At 67.4% G+C, this 15845-nt stretch carries 9 protein-coding genes; 4 read left to right on the top strand and 5 right to left on the bottom strand.

The features are described from left to right. The first annotated feature begins 259 nt into the window (after window positions 1–259). Together D187_RS28215 and D187_RS28210 are read left to right on the top strand one after the other, a co-directional pair. Window positions 260–1210, top strand: a complete 951-nt coding sequence (locus D187_RS28215; protein ID WP_002625463.1) for a hypothetical protein — start codon at window positions 260–262, stop codon at window positions 1208–1210. Window positions 1211–1513: 303 nt separating this feature from the next. Beyond that, window positions 1514–3955, top strand: a complete 2442-nt coding sequence (locus D187_RS28210; RefSeq protein WP_002625462.1) for a sensor histidine kinase — start codon at window positions 1514–1516, stop codon at window positions 3953–3955. Window positions 3956–4089: 134 nt separating this feature from the next. Here the strand turns inward: D187_RS28210 and D187_RS28205 are convergent, their stop codons facing one another. Continuing rightward, the gene (locus D187_RS28205) at window positions 4090–5631 is read right to left on the bottom strand and encodes a carbohydrate-binding protein (protein ID WP_002625461.1); all 1542 of its coding nucleotides are present in this window, start codon (window positions 5629–5631) and stop codon (window positions 4090–4092) included. 247 nt (window positions 5632–5878) lie between these two features. Here D187_RS28205 and D187_RS28200 point away from each other — a divergent pair, with 247 nt between their 5' ends. Continuing rightward, on the top strand, window positions 5879–7120 hold the full coding sequence (locus D187_RS28200) for a cytochrome P450 (protein ID WP_002625460.1): 1242 nt from the start codon (window positions 5879–5881) through the stop codon (window positions 7118–7120). 18 nt (window positions 7121–7138) lie between these two features. Here D187_RS28200 and D187_RS28195 read toward each other — a convergent pair whose 3' ends face one another. From D187_RS28195 to D187_RS28185, 3 genes are all read right to left on the bottom strand, one after another. Continuing rightward, window positions 7139–8026 (bottom strand): glycine betaine ABC transporter substrate-binding protein, encoded by an 888-nt coding sequence (locus D187_RS28195; protein WP_002625459.1) that lies wholly within the window; start codon window positions 8024–8026, stop codon window positions 7139–7141. Window positions 8027–8415: 389 nt separating this feature from the next. Continuing rightward, the gene (locus D187_RS28190) at window positions 8416–13305 is read right to left on the bottom strand and encodes a metallophosphoesterase (RefSeq protein ID WP_002625458.1); all 4890 of its coding nucleotides are present in this window, start codon (window positions 13303–13305) and stop codon (window positions 8416–8418) included. A gap of 134 nt (window positions 13306–13439) precedes the next feature. Then, a complete protein-coding gene (locus D187_RS28185) occupies window positions 13440–13838 on the bottom strand; it encodes a hypothetical protein (protein WP_002625457.1) in 399 nt (132 codons plus the stop codon). A gap of 175 nt (window positions 13839–14013) precedes the next feature. On the opposite strand from D187_RS28185, the gene D187_RS28180 reads away from it, so the two are divergent. Beyond that, complete coding sequence (locus D187_RS28180; protein ID WP_245591850.1) at window positions 14014–15288, top strand: radical SAM/SPASM domain-containing protein; 1275 nt, start codon at window positions 14014–14016, stop codon at window positions 15286–15288. A gap of 4 nt (window positions 15289–15292) precedes the next feature. Here the strand turns inward: D187_RS28180 and D187_RS28175 are convergent, their stop codons facing one another. Beyond that, window positions 15293–15838, bottom strand: coding sequence for a VOC family protein (locus tag D187_RS28175; RefSeq protein ID WP_002625455.1), 546 nt, complete (start codon window positions 15836–15838; stop codon window positions 15293–15295). Between the last annotated feature and the right edge of the window lie 7 nt (window positions 15839–15845).

The raw sequence follows: 15845 nt of genomic DNA, 5'->3' as shown, positions 1-15845 counted from the left end.
GCTTGACCCATGTTTGGCGCGCGGAACGGAGGCTCACCTCATGAAGAAGAAGCCTGTTGAGAGTGCTGGCTCCACGTCGACCCGGCCGCCATGGGCCGAGCGCTCGGGATGAACACGCTCGCGCGGGCCGCGTAGTCCCGGCGTCGCCGAGTCGCGCGTCCGGGCGGCCCCGGGGTGGTTGTCCCAGCCCGGGGCCATTCCCATCATCAAGGACAGGTGTCTCCCCGGGCGACGCGCCACGCGTCGGAAGGATGGACGCATGTCGAAGGACCAACCCTCGAGTCCCGTGGCGACGCTCCGCCATCTGGCGCTGTCGCTCGAACGCCTGGTTGCCCACGAGGCCGCGAAGGGCGTGGTGCGGGGCGCGGCGGACGGCCTGCGCAAGGAAATGCCGGGACTCGACGGGCAACTGAGCACGATCGTCCAGGACGCGCTGACGGTGCTCGGTCGGCTGCTCCACGAAGCCGCCGAGCACGAGCGGGTGGATCCGGAGGCCACGGCGCAGACCATGGCGGCGTCGGCCATGCAGGGGCTGTTGGATGTGCTGGAGCGGGAGTGGCAGGACGGCGGCATGCCGCTGCACTCGCTCGTCGAGCGGTTCAACCTCCTGCTGGACGAGATCATCGACTTCACGCACTCGCGCACGGATGAGATCCGCACACCGAGGGAGCGCGCCCAGGCCATGACCGAGGCGGTGGTGGACGCGGCGCTGGGACGGGTGCACGACGCGGTACCGGTGTTCGCCGAGGACCTGCGGGCGGCGGGTCCGCTGGGGGAGGAAGTGGCGTCGGCGGTGGGACGGGGGCTCGTGACGGGCCTGGGCACGCAACTCCAGAAAGACGCGGACGTGCTCGGGGGCGTGGTCCACCGCGCGGGCCAGGACGTGGTGCGGGGCATGGCCGCTGGCGTGCGGGAGGAACTGGCGGCCAGTCCGGAGCTCTCACGAGAGACGCTGGGCGCGACGCTCGAGGCGCTCGCCGAGCGCACGGCGGCCGCGGCGGTGCGAGGAGCGGGCGGGGCGCTGACGGAACAGATGCGCACCTGGACTCAGGAAGCGGATGCCCTGGCCGTGCGGCGGATGTCCCGGGACGTGACAGCGGGAGTGCTGGACGCGCTCGCGGAGCGCCTGCGTCAGCCCCTGCTGGCCATGGTGAGCGCGGGCGGAGTCATGGCCCTGACACTGCTGGCGGCGCGTTGGCGCCGGGCCTAGACGAAAGCGCTTGCCTGGCTCAGTCAGAACCGCATGGCGTGATGTCGAGTCTCGAGCAGTCTCACGGCCCCAGCAAACCACCTCTGCTCCAGCACCCCTCCCTCGCGGATATTACGCCGCCGGACCTTTTGATCATCAAAAGGTGGACCTCGCACCGCATGTGGGGGCGGACCTGGGGGCGACGAAGATAGGCACCAGACGAACGGTCCTTTCGGCGGGCACCTGGCCCCGACACCGGAGTCGAGTTGTGTCAGGGTGCCGGCCGTGGACATCCTGGAGCAAGCACGCGTTGAGTGGTTCGCAGTGGCGTTTGGCATCGTGGTGGGCATCACGATGGTGTTCGTCCCCTATGAGTTCGGGGCCGCGATGTTTCAATACATCTATCCGCACATCCGGCTGCTCGGGAGCCTGTTCCTGGTGGGCTCGGCGATGATGCTCGTCGCGCTCATGTACCCGGCCTGGCCCGCCTTCGTGGGAGGGGTGGGCCGTGCGTTCCTGCTGGGCGCGGTCGCGGTCTACTGGTGGGCGGCCGGCGTCCTGCCCGTCAGCCTCACGGGCTCCGTCCTCTACCTGTTCCTGATGGTCGCGCTCGTCGTGGAGCGGAGCACCCTGCGCCGGGGGCGGGGTCTGCTGCCGGTGTTCATCGCCGCCCTGGCGCTGTGCTTCGGAGGGGTGATGGTCTGGTCACCCCAGGAGTTCCTGCGCTTCGCCATGGCGGGGCTGGGCCCCTACGTGCGGTGGGTGGGCGTCCTGTTCTTCATGACGGGGGCGTTGCTGGCCGTGGGGCTGTGGCGCCGCGAGCCGCTCTATTGCCGCCTGGCCCTGGGCGGCCTGAGTCTCCTGTTCCTGCAGATGGTGATCGCGGTGGCGACGCGGGGCTCGTGGTCGGGGCTGAGCGTGTACTCCGTGCTGTCCCTGTCGTGCGTGCTGCTCGTGACGGTGCGCCGGTGGCCGACGCTGGTCGGGGTACGCTGGCGGCTCTTTCGCGGCATGGCGCTGGCATCGGTGCTGCCCATCGTGGGCGTGGGCGCGGTGGCGTCGTTCCTCGCGCAGAAGGCCCTCGAGGAGGAACTGCACGGCAAGGCGCAACAGGTGGTGGCCGCGGAGAAGGCGTGGCTGGAGCAGACGGCCATCATCGCCAGTTCGCTGTTGCGCGTGCAGGGCCAGGACCCGGGCTTCATCGCCCTGGTTCGCGACGGGAACCGCGAAGGCATGGAGGAGCGGGTGTCGCTGTTGGCGCACCAGTCCGGGCTGTTCGACGCGGCGTGGCTGCTGGACGAGGCCGGGGACACGCTGGTGTCCTCCGGGTGGCTGAACCGGGAGGGCGGCAACTTCGCGCACCGGGCCTACTTCCAGGACGCGCTGAAGGGCGGCGCCCAGGTGCTGCTATCGCGGCCCTTCCTCACCCGCTCGGGGCAGCCGTTCATCGTCTTCACCGTGCCCATGGACCTGGGCGCGGGCCGGCGCGCCATCCTGGTGGGCGGGCTGTCCCTGCGGCGGTTGGGATTGCAGCCGACGCTGGCCTCGCGCAGCTACCACATGGAGATGTTCGACCGCCGGGATGGCAGCCTCCTGCGGGAGACGGAGCGGGGCGACGTGCTCACCCGGTCGCCGGTGCTGGAATGGCTCGGGGTGCAGACGCTGGCGCGTCCGGAGGGAATCCTGGAGGTGTTCGACGACGCGGGGCGCCGGCTCGTGGTGGCGCACGCACAGGTGGAGGGGACGCCGTGGACGGTGGTGGTGACCGCGCGGCTGCGCGAGGCATTCGCGCCGGTGACGCGCATGGGCGCCTGGGTGGTGGCCATCGCGGTGCTGGCGGGCGCCATCGCGCTCCTGTTGTCGCAGTGGGTGGGGCGAGACGTGGCGCAACGGCTGGAGACCCTCCGAGACGGCTTCGCCGTGCTGGGTACACCGTCGGTGGAGCAGCACGTGCCGGCCCGGGGAGACGATGAGATCGCGCAGCTCGCCCTGGGCTTCAACGAGATGGCGACGCGCATCGACCGCACGCAGAAGGAACTGCGCGAGGCCATCGCCAGCCGGGACCAGTTCCTGTCCATGGCGAGCCACGAGCTGCGCACGCCGCTGACGCCGCTGAAGGCAACGCTGGAGCTGCTCATCCGCCAGTCCAGATCCGGCCCGGGGATGAGCCCGGAGCGACAGCGGGACACCTTCGTGCGGCTGAACCGGCAGGTGGACCGGCTGACGCGGCTGATTGGTGACATGCTGGACGTGTCACGGCTGCAGTCCGGGCGATTCACGTTGAAGGTGGCGCCCATGGACGTGGGGGCGCTGGCGCGCGAGGTGGTGGAGCGCATCCAGAGCGCGCGACCGGAGCGCGCGCGCCAGTTGACGCTGGAGGTCCCCGCGCAGCCCCTGGTGGGCCGGTGGGACGAGCAGCGGTTGGATCAGCTCCTCACGAACCTGGTGGAGAACGCACTGCGCTATTCGCCGCCGGACATGCCGGTGGTCGTGCGGGTGCGCGAGGAGGCGGACTGCGTGCGGTTGGAGGTGGAGGACCGGGGCATCGGCATTCCGCGGGAGAGCCTGCCGCAGCTCTTCACGCCCTTCTTCCGCGCGCACAACGCCACCGAGCACTACGCCGGGGGACTGGGGCTGGGGCTGGCCATCTGCCGTGAAATCGTGGAGCGCCACGGGGGCAGCATCCAGGCGACGAGTGACGGGCCAGGCCAGGGCACCTGCTTCACGGTGAGGCTGCTCCGGGAGGCCGTCGCAAACGCGGCCTGATACGCAGTATCAATGCTCGTCTCGGCGCCCGAAGCTGAGTCTTCCGCGAATCGAGCTCCCCGTTCTCCATCGTTGCGCGATAGCGGCGCTGGAGCGGGGCCCTCGCTCCCGTGCATGGGAGCGAGGGCCTTGGATCAAATCTTGGTGATGCGGAACCAGTTGAAGTTCCAGCCACCCGCCTGGGCGTAGATGCCGACGTTGTAGGTGCCCGCCGTCACGGTGACCGTGTGCGAGATGGTGCTCCAGGACTGCCAGTCACCCGTCGCCGGAATGTCCAGCGTCCCGAGGACCGTGGCGCCCGCGTTCAGGTCCAGGGACAGGCGCCCTCCGGACGGGCTGGCGACGCGGTACTCCACCCTGTAGGTGCCGGAGGAGGGAAACTGGATGCCGTTGTACGCCAGCCAGTCCGCCGTATCGATGTAGCTCACGTTCGAGCCCCCGCCCGAGTCGGAGGTGGCCTCGGTGCTGACGCCACTCATCGAGCTGTAGGCCTCCGCCTGGATGAGGGTTCCAGGAGTCGATGGCCCCTGGCTCACGACGAGCGAGGACACCTTGTCGTTCCAGTCATCATCGATGAGCGACGCATCGTCCGCCGTCTTGATGAGGCTGGCCCCTCCGAAGTTGTCATCGGCGTACAGGGTGACCTGGTAGCCGCTGGTGACCTTCAGCGAGGTGATGTCGTCATTGCGCACGCCCCAGGCATTCAGGGCGGACAGGGTGTAACGGCCCACGGGCAGGGCCGCCCCGTAGCCCCCGAGATTGAGGTCCTGGAACACGGAGACGGCCGTGGGGCCTGGCTTGGTGTAGGTGAAGGGGAAGTCACGCTGCGCCTGGACGAACTGCGTTTCCCACTCCGCGGGCCATCCAAAGGCAGAGGTGGCCTGGGTCTTGAGATTGACGCCCGCCGCGCCGCTCCAGAAGTGGACGAACTCGCCCCAGTTCATTTCCCGCGCATAGTCCTTTCCATTCCTCGGGAAGTACTGCGCGAGCAGGACGAAGAACCGGTTGAGCACCGACGCGCCGCCGTGGTTCTTGTAGATGGGGTAGAACCAGTCCCGGAACCAGTGCGTGTTGGCACGGGGGAAACTGTCCGTCTTGTTGATGACGTCGTTGTACACGCGGTTCGCATCACTGGTGCGACCCAGCGCCAGGTAGACGTCGTAGATGAAGATCTCCGCCCACTTGCTATCGCCCCACCGGTTGAAGGCGGGTGAGCCCTGTACGCCCTTGCTCCCAAACTCCACGATATGGGAAACCTCGTGGGTGACGATGTCCAGGTCCCAGCCGGTACCGCTCGTCCAGGCCGTGGCGGAGCCGCTCCCCACGTCGATCACGTTGCGGTAGTCGTGGTCCGCGTCGAAGTACGTGGAGGGATGCCCTCCGCCGTACTTGCCCGTGTGGAAGATGGCGTAGAGCTGCATGTCCGGGCCGAAGTGCCCGTAGGTCTTCTTGGTGTACTTCCACACGTCGCGCACGAAGCTGTTGGGCCAGGTGATGGACCGGTTCACGTCTGGGTCGAAATAGATGGCCACGTCATTGTCCTGATAGACGCGGGAGACGGTCTGGTTGTGTTCGAACCAGTGCTCCGTCCAGGTCGCGGGCGCGTTCTGTGCCAGGACAGGAGTGGCGGAGAGCAACGGCAATAGGAAGCACAACGAAGCAGGCAGGAGTTTCATGAGGGCCCATCCTCGAACATCACCAACGAGAAATGCGAATCATTTATTGTTGAGTCAAAGCCGACCTGTTTCTCATACGCGCGCGAGCAAACCCGCGTTGATGAATCGATGAATCATGGTCCGGTGAGTGTTCGCTCCCTCTTTCGGGTGATTTCCACCAAGGCCCGATGATTCATCATCCCGAGGAGGAGCGCCGAGTCGCAACCCGCGCCGTCTCCCCTGACCATCAAGAAAGCCTCCTCCCACCATGCAAGCCAGCGACTACAACCCCATGTTGCCCGCGGTGCAGGCCGATCCCTACCCGTATTACGCGACGCTCCGCGAGAACGCTCCCGTCTACTTCAACGAGCAGCTCGGCTGGTACATCGTCAGCCGCTACGAGGACGTCATCGCCATCACCAAGAACCCGGCGGTCTTCTCCTCCGCGCGAGCCGTCGTGCGGCCAGAGCAGCTCGACGCGGCGGAGAAGGTGGCGCCCACCGCCGTTCGCGCTTTCCGCCGGGGCATCCTCCTCAGCGAGGATCCGCCCCTGCACACGAAGACCCGGAGCGTGGTGACCCGGGCCTTCACCCCCAAGCGCGTCGCCGAGATGGAGCCGCGCATCCGGCAACTCGCCCGCGAGCTCATCTCCCAGCTCCCCCGCTCGGGCGAGTTCGATCTCATCAAGGACCTGGCCGAGCCGCTGCCCCTCATCGTCATCGCAGAGATGATGGGCGCGGAGCCGAAGCTCCGGCACGAGTTCAAGCGCTGGTCCGACAATGCCGTCGCCACCTTCTACGCGCTGGCCCGTGGCGCGGAGTTGTCCGGCATCGAGCGCACCTCTCAAGAGATGCACGACTACATGTCACGGGCCCTGGAGGCGCGCCGCCAGCAGCCCCGGGAGGATCTCATCCAGGCGCTGCTGGACAACGGCGTGCGCGAGGGCCTGCTCTCCGTGGACGAGGCGATCGCCTTCTGCCGGCTGCTGCTCGTGGCGGGCAACGAGACCACCACCAACCTGCTCGGCAACGGCATGCACGCGCTGCTGAGCCACCCCGATCAACTGGAGCGGCTCACGCGCGAGCCCACGCTGATCCCCAACGCGGTGGAGGAAATGCTCCGCTACGACTCGGCCGCGCAGGTGTTCTTCCGCAAGGTGACGCAGGACGTGGAGGTGTCCGGCACGCACATCCCCGCGGGCGCCAACGTCCTGTTGCTCTTCGGCTCCGCCAATCGCGACCCGCGCAAGTTCCAGGATCCGGATCGCTTCGACGTGACGCGGAACGTCACGGGCCATGTCGCCCTCGGCCACGGCATCCACTTCTGCCTCGGAGCGCCCCTGGCGCGGCTGGAGGCCCGGGTGGTCCTGGAGGAACTGCTCACGCCCGACCGCCGGCTCTCCCTGGTGCCGGACCAGCACCTGGAGAACGTGCCGAACTTCAACGTCCGGGGCCTCAAGTCCCTGCGGGTCCGCACGGAGCCCGCGCCGGACGCTCGCGCGAGCGCCTGAGCGGAAGGTAGAGGATGCTCAGCCGTTCCGCCAACGCTCGACGACTTCCGGGTTCTCCTGGAACCAGCGAGCAGCGGCCTCGGCGGGGGACTTCTTCTCGACGTTGATCAAGTAGTCGAGGTAGGTGACCTCGGCATTGCCGAGATGCATCCGGCGCAGCATGCGCAGCGCCTCCGGATGGAGTTTCGAGAGCTGTTCCTTGCGCAGGAGGAGTGTCGCCTCGTCCTTCCCGCGCAGCAGCCCCTTGGGCTCGGCAAGCTCGCGAATGCGGTAGCGGTGGTGGAGGTGCTGCGGCTGCCAGAGCGGGACGACGACCCAGCGTTTCTCCTCCACGGCGCGAGTGAACGCGTCCTCGCAGTCCTGCTGCGTCCCGTTGCGGAACTCGTAGCCGGCGCTCCCGAGACCATAGGCTTGCATGATCTCCACGGAGAAGCGGCTGATGCCAGCGCCGGGCCCGATGCCCTGGATCACCTTCGTCATCCGCTCGGTGACGTCTGGCTCGAGGAGATCGGCGACAGCCGACACGGCGTCCTCGGGCACGTAATCGGGTACGCCCCAAAACGCATAGGGGTTGTAGAGGACGGAGAGCTTCTCGACCTCGTTCTCGAAGGGAGCGAGATACGCACCGTGACTCCCGGGCAGCCACGCGGAGGACAGGAGGTCGACCTCCTCGCGCTGCATGCGCGCGAACATCTCCTCGTGCAGCGCGGTGTTGAACTCCACCGGGTGGCCATGGTCGGTCAGGATCCGTGCGACCACCGCCGCCGCGGCGGCGTGGAACGAGAGATCGATCTGTCCGAGCGTGAGGGTCGGCTGCGTGAGGACGCGCTCCTCGGAACCACAACCGGCGACCCACATGGCGCCCACGGTGCCCAGCGTACTTTGGATGAATTGACGTCGATTCAAGGCGGTTCTCTCCTGAGAGGGCCTGGCGACTGCGCGCCGACTCCTGTCAGGAGCGAGCCCGCGCGTTCACCGTGGCCTCACCCTGCCCGCCCGGACGCGATAGAAAAAGGCGTCGCCAAGACGAGGACTCATGACGCGGGGGAACGAATGTGCCCGCGCGTCCCACTGGCACGCGCGCGAAGCGCCCCCAACAAGGGGGATGCTACATAAGTTGGGACACCTTCAGGCTGGTTTGAGCGGGCTCGGGTGGTGAGGTGTGGAGCCTCGGACTGTGCCCTTTTCAGCAGGCCACCGCGGTTTGAGCCTGCCCCGTTTCAGTGCCGTGATGATGGACAAGGACAACCGCCCGAAGTGGAACCCGCGCTCGCCGAGGTGCGCGACGCGCTGACTCAGGCCCACCAGCGACCCACCTCCAGAAGGGTCCGAACGACCTGGGCCAACTCCTCCTCTCCGCCCAGCGCGTGGAGGACGGGAGCGAGCACCTGGAGCTGCTTCAGGAACTCCGGACGGGCCTGGCTCGCGAGCCGAGAGAGCGCATCCGTCCAGAGACGGTACAGCTGCTCCCTCGGGAGCCGGCACAGCTCCGGCACCAACTCCGGGAGCGGGTCGTCCCAGAACATGCCTGTCCTCCCTGGAATGGCAAGCCGCAACGCCTCCTCCAACAACGCGTATCGCTGCTCCTGTGGCAGACGCGAGGCAATGGCGCCCAACGCCGCCGCACGGTGATCGTCCCTCTCCTCAACCCCCTTCGCGACCGCGACCAGTTCTGGGAGCATGCCGTCCGGGGCCTGGGCCGACGCCCGAACCACCGTACTGGCGCGGAAGGTCTCAGCATCCATGGCTGCCCAGTCGAGCGCATCACGGATGATCCGCTCTTGATGCCGCGGCAGGTAAGGCAACAAATCCACCAAGAACAGCGCCCGCCACCCTATGAGGGAAATCACCTCGGCGAAGTCAATAGCCTTCTCGCCTTGCACCTCGGCCAGGGGACCCGCGAGTACCTGCACCACCCGATCCCGGCGTATTCCCTCTTGAGCGAGGGCCGCGTTCACCACATCGACAAAATACTTCCCTCGCAACTCGCTGGAGAGCCGCGGCCACAGCTCCGCAAATGCCCAGAACTGGTATTCATTCCGCACAGGGAAGATCCACTCGAGAACACGAGAGACAAGTGAATCATCCAGGCTGGGAGCCAAACCCGAGACGACCAGGGCCCGCCACCCATCACCGATGGTCTTGTCACTCAGCGTGTCGACTACGGTCCGCTGAAGCCCTGGAGAAAGCCGCGGACCAAGTGCCCGGAAATAAGACATGACTTGATTGGGATTCGCGTCCCTCGAAGTTGCCTTCCACATCTCATCGAGCCACTCATCTGGGACGAAGGGAGCGATCTCCGCCAGTGCGTCGAAAGACAGCTTATCGACGGGAACTCGGAACTCGATGTCCAGCAGCAACTCCCTTATCGAAGGTGAGGCCAACGCCGGCCCCAGACTGGAGAGAAAAGTATTTGTACGCAATTCCAACTCATCCCGAGATGTGAATTCTCGCAGTACCTCCTCCAGCGCGTCACGCCGCTTCGCTTCGGGCAAGAATCGAATCAGACCGGTGAGAGTGTAGAGCCGAGTCGAGCCCCGAGCCAGATCTCTCGCCTCCCAAACCGAGAACTGCATCTGGCTGCGTTGTGGCTCGGACAGCAGGTCACCAAGGGCAGCCGCGACCGTGAGCACCTGCTCAGCGTCGGATATCGCGAACGCTGCTTGCCTCATCTCCTCGATCGCTAGTCGCCGCTCGGGCTCGGGCATCCGGGGTACGATGGCAGCCAATACCTCTGCCCGAGTCTCGGGATCCTCCATCTCTTGGGCGAACCGCCACGCGTCGAGCAGCAAACCCAGCGGTAACAGAGGTGCGAGGGCGACGAGCAGGTACGCTCGGGCCTCCATGTAGTTGAACCCGGGGATGCACTCCACCAACCTGTTCAGTTGCCGCTCATCAAGGTCGGAGGGCAATTCCAGTTCAGCATTGCGGCTCTCCAAGTGCTTCACCCATGCCTGGGACAGGACATGTTCACGGTCCGGATCGGGATATTCATCTGAAGGCGTCGCGGCCAGTGCCGACAAGGCGTAGACGACTTCGGATGGCCGGGAGTCGCGTCTCCCGGCGAACAGATTCCACCCACGCATCCGGCGCGCCTGGACTCTTTCCCAATCCGCCGCGTCCTCGACTTCCTTTTCCAAGGACTCACGTGCTCCCTCTCTCAAAATCGAGTTCAACAGCGCTCGTGCCCGTTCGAGAATGGCCGGGCGCAGGGAGCGAGGCTGACACTTCGCCAATGACACCAGGGAGCTGATGCGAAAGGCCACGTCTTCGTGGGTCTCCAGCGTCTCCACGATAGTGGGCAAGAATGAAGCGGCGACACGTGAGTAGACGCGCTCCAGGGGGTTGCTGAAATGGAAAGCATTCCGCTCCAGGGCGAGCGCCATCTCGAGCGCCTCGTGCAGATACACGTCCCGCCTTGACTCGGGAGCGCAGTCCACGATCGCCAGCAGGGCGTCCATTCGCTTGGGCGCATCCGGGATGTTCCGAGCGTACGAGTGGGCCTCCTCCAGCGTCCACCAGCGCGTCGAGATGAAGGCCTTCATCTGCGCGGAGCTGAGGTTCTTCGCGATCGAGTGGATGCTGGAGCGGACCACTCCGCACCGCACCTCCTCGGCAATCGCCAGGGGTTGCCTGGCAGAGAGCCGCGCCTCATTGTCCCGCTGGAGGGCCTTCCGGACCCGCTCGACGTCGTTGAGGAATCCCGCGTAGGCCCGCTCGCGCGACTCCACGGCCCGGAGCCAGGCCTCGCTCACCAATGGGAAGAAGTCCTCCGCTCCCCGCTCCTCGCGCTCCAGGTGCGCCCCGTAATAATGGATGAGGTAGGCAGACACGTCCTTCGGATTCATGCCTCCGGACTCCAGAGCCTTCAGCGTGCTCCGGCCCCAGTCGAGGAACCGGGACGTCCAGGCCCGCCGCTCGTCCTCGCTCAGGCGCGACTGGAGATACGTCGCCAGCCGGGGATGCGTGAAGGCGATCCCCTGCCGCTGACCATCTCCCACGATGAGCCGCGCCACTGGCCGGAGCGTCTCGTCCAGCCGCAGCCCGCTGCCGAGCCCCAGCAGTCGCAGCAGGTCGTCCCGCCGCAGCGGTCCGAGCGCACAGGCCAACGCTCCCAGCAAATCGTTGACCGCGCTCTCGCGCAGTGGGGCTTCGTCCCCCCACAGATCCCGCTGCTCGTCCCACCACCCGTTGAAATACCCCTCCAGGCCGGGCTGGAGGGAGCGGAGTTGCTCGGGCACCGCTTCCAACTCCGGGCGTCCGGAGAGCTGCTCGAGGTAGAGCCCGAGCAGCAGCGGGTCGCCCTGCGTCAACCGGTGCAACTCCTCCACCATGGGTGGATGATTCGCCAGCCGGTCCATCGGGGGATTCAGCCCGCCGAGTGCCTCGGAGATGCCCCGCCGATCCAGGGACTCCAACACCATGGGCACCACCCGCCCAGGCTGGGTCCAGCCCAGCACCCGACTCCAGCTCTCCACGTCCCGGTTCGTCATCTCCCGGGCGGACAGCACGATGCGCAACCCCGGTGACGGCGGGAAGGGAAGCAGGGTGGGTCCGAGTGCCAGGTCAGCTGCCTCGTCGAGCCCGTCGATCACCAACAGGAGCAGGCGTCCCCCATCCAACCGCCGGGAGAGCGCGTCCAGGAACAAGCGCCGCCAGACATCCACGGGAGTGTTGAAGTCCGAGGGAATGGGCTCGCCGTGCAGCCACGCCAGCCGGGCGCCGAGCGCCTGGAAGAGCTGCCCCGCCAGGTTGGTCTGGAAGCGCACGCTCACGGGGAAGTACGCGACGGCCAGGTCCTCTCGCCTCGCGAGTCGGCACACCCAGTGCGCGAGCAGCGCCGATTTGCCGCGCCCGCCGGGAGCGATCAGCAGCCGGTAGGGCGGTTGGCCCTCGCCATCGAGCCACTGGTCCAGTTCCGACAACGCATCCGACCGTCCGCCGAAGGGCGTGCCGCCACGAGCCTCAGGGCCGACATAATGGGTGAGGAAGCCCTGGATGCGGTGCGCGAGATCGTTCGGCAGCTCGCGGATGCCCTCCACCAGGGCTTGGAGGGGATCGTCGAAATCGGCCACCCGTGCCTTTTTCGTGGAGCGGCCACGGGGCGCCTTCGTGCTCCTCCTGCGGAGGGACACCTGTTCGGGGCGAGTCCCCTGGTCATCCTCCAGGTCGAACTCGTGGACATCTTGAACGAGACGCCAGGAGCCATCGTTCCTGCGGAGGGCCTTCCGCGGCCAGAGTCGGAGGGAGCCGTGGCCCTCACCGAACTCGAGCTGTCCCACGGTGTAGCCATGCCGACGCGACTCCTGGGCGGTCCCCCACTGCTCGAGCCCGAACAGAGAGGGAGCCTGAATGTCGCGCCTGGGCTCGCGACCGCCTTCGGCGACCATCCTCGCGCCGCCCTCGTGCATGTGGCCGAACAGGTGCGCGAAGAACCTTCCCGGAGAGGCGATCTCTCCGCGCAGCACCTGCCGCGCCTCCGCGTCCAGCCAGTCGGGAGGGTGGTGGGTCAGCAGCAGACAGGCATCGTGCGAGCCCACCCAGGCGGGTCCGTCTCCACCACAGCTCTCATGGAACTGAGGGAGCCCGACGGCGAGCCTGCCGTGGAAGTCCTCGCCAGTGAGCTGCAGGAAGGCGGTGTTCAGGCCAAGAATCCCAAGCCGCACGCCTTCCTTCTCGAAGGTCGCGGAGAAGTCGCCGGGAAGCAACCCATGTCGCAGGGTCTCCAGCCGAGGCAACTCCGTCTCCCGCCACCACTTCTCGTAAGAGGCGAACGCTCCCTGAACCACCTTGCGATAGGAGGATGCCGCCTCAGTCCAGAACACCTTCTGCACATCGGGGTACTCGCGCCAACGTCCGAGGACCCTCACCTGTGCATCGGTCTCCATGGAAGAAGGCCGGGAGAGATCGTGATTACCGGGCACGACGAGCAGCTTCGGATCGGAGCCGAGTCCTCGCAGGTGAGCGAAGAGCTCGTGCAGCGTCTCGTCGAAGCGGGCGAACTCCTCGGCGCTGCCCCGCTGGGTGAGGTCGCCCGTGAAGAGCACCAGGTCACAGGGTCCACACAGCGCGTGGAGCTTCTCCAGATCCTGGAAGAACAGCTCGCGCACGTTGGGCCACAACCAGCTCTGACCGGCCATACCCTGGTGGAAATCGCTGAGGTGGAGCCAGCGCAGCACGCTCATGAATGAAGGGCCCTCGGTGGGATGCCCGGGATGTTACCTGAGCCCGGAGCCCTGATCCCCCCTCCGCTCAGTCCGCCGCGCTGCGTGCCATCTCCTGCTCGGGTGCTGGCTCATCGGCCCCGCCGTGCACGGACTCAGTGGCCGGCGTCGGCGCCGGTGCCGGCATCTCCAGGCGAGGGGAAGACATCGTCACAGGGGGGGAGTTCTCCCCCGTCCGAGCCCGTCGTGCCCCCATCCGCGTCCGTCAGTCCTCCGTCCGCCGCGGGCGAGGCACAATGGGACGGAGGCTCGTAGTCGTAGCAGTGGTAGCGATCCGAGCCACCGTCCGGCGCGGGCGTGTCGCAGGGCGGCATGCCGTAGCAGGCCATCAGCGTGATGGCCGCCATTCCCGCGCTGGCCAGGCCCGCGAGGGCCGTCAGCCCCGTGCCACCACGAGGTACGGTCTCCGTCAGGGCCGCGCCACAATGCACGCACGTGGCGCTGCCGGGGGGGACGAAACCGCGACACTGCTGACAGGCGGAGAGAGAGGTCATTGGCGTATCCTATGTGCGGGGCCACCCGCATGGTGGCCGGCGCGCGGGGCCCTCAGCGAAGCCCATGCCGCGCGCAAAACGCCGGAATCATTTAGCCTCCCGATTCCACCCCCTGACAAGCCCGTCAGGGGGGAGGCGGGCGTGCCCGGTTCTTGCTCCAACCGAGGGGATGTCCATGCTGCGCCGACTCGATGTCACCCGTCCCGACCACCACCCGGCCTACGTGGTCTGGGAGCTGACGCTGCGCTGTGATCAGCCCTGCACCCATTGTGGATCGCGCGCGGGTACCCAGCGCCCCGACGAGCTGTCCACCGCGGAAGCCCTGGACGTGGTGCGTCAACTGCGCGAGATGCGCACACGCGAGGTGGTCCTCATCGGCGGCGAGGCCTACCTGCACCCGGGCTTCCTCGACATCATCCGCGCCTTGAAGGAGGCGGGCATCCGTCCGGGGCTGACCACGGGCGGACGCGGCATGACCGAGGCGCTCGCGCGGCAGGTGGCCGAGGCGGGCCTGTACGCGGCCTCGGTGAGCATCGATGGCCTGGAGCCCACGCATGACCTGATGCGGGCCGCCCCGGGCAGCTTCGCCTCGGCCACGGCGGCGCTCGGCTTCCTGAGCGCCGCGGGCGTGCGCGTGGCGGTCAATACGAACTTCAACCGGCTCAACCAGGCGGACCTGGAGCCGCTCTACGAACACCTCAAGGGCCTGGGCCCCCGCGCCTGGCAGCTTCAAATCACCGCGCCACTCGGACGCGCCGCCGACCGCCCCGCCCTGCTCCTGCAACCGTGGGACTTGCTCGATCTGCTGCCGCGCATCGCGGCGCTGAAGCAGCGCGCCTTCGCCGACGGCATCACCCTCATGCCCGGCAACAACCTGGGCTACTTCGGTCCCGAGGAAGGAGTCCTGCGCTCGCCGGGCCCCGACGCCTCGGACCACTGGCGCGGCTGCATGGCGGGCCGGTACGTGATGGGCATCGAGTCCAACGGAGCCGTGAAGGGCTGCCCCTCCCTGCAGACGGCACACTACGTGGGCGGCAACCTGCGCGAGCGGCCCCTGCGCGACCTCTGGGACAACGCGCCCCCCCTCGCCTTCACGCGCACTCGCACCGTGGAGGACCTCTGGGGCTTCTGCCGCACCTGCCCCTTCGCCTCCACGTGCATGGCGGGATGCAGCTTCACCGCGCATGCCCTCTTCGGCAGACCGGGCAACAACCCCTACTGTCACTACCGGGCCCGGACCCTCGCGAAGCAGGGCGTGCGCGAGCGGCTCGTCCCCCAGGCCCCCGCCCCGGGCAAGCCCTTCGACCATGGGCTGTTCGACCTCGTCGTCGAGCCCCTGGATGCGCCGGATCCCCGTCCGCCGACCCCGCGCATGCTGGTGAAGCGGTTGAAGTGGCCCGAGGCCCACACCCCCCAGGCGGTGGGTGCTCGAACGGACCCCACCGGGTGAACCGTCAGGCCCAGGACTCGCTCGATTCGAACAGGCGGGCGTCGGTGTCCTTCTCGTACGGCATGCCCCTGGGCGTGTGGAGGACCTCCATCTGCATGCCCCACGGCGTCAGGAAGTACACCCAGCGGTCCCCGGCGATGGGCCCCTCGGTGATGGTCTCCGGCTCGCCGAGGATCTTCACGCCGGGCACCGACCGGAGGTAGTCCACCGCGGCATCCACGTCCTCGACGCCGATCGCCAGGTGGTGGCCGCCCCAGTCGCTGTTGCGCGGCAGTTCCCGCCGCTGGTCCGGCGACGTGTACTCGAACAGCTCGAGGTTGCTCACGGGCCCGAAGCGGAGCATGGCGATGTGGGTCGAGGCCCGCGGGTGCACGTTGAGCTGGCGAGTCATCCAATCACTCGTCCGATCCTCGACGGGGCCAATCCGATACAGCAGCTCGGCCCCGAGGACGTTGACGAAGAAGTCGACCGCCTGGTCGAGGTTGGGAACGGTATAGGCGAGGTGATGGACGCTGCGCGCGCCGGGAATGCCCTTGCTGGTACGGCTCATGGTGGAT

The organism is Cystobacter fuscus DSM 2262 (assembly GCF_000335475.2).
GTDB lineage: Bacteria > Myxococcota > Myxococcia > Myxococcales > Myxococcaceae > Cystobacter > Cystobacter fuscus.
Note: the sequence above shows the minus strand (reverse complement) of the source record. Positions and strands in the feature narration are given on the sequence as shown.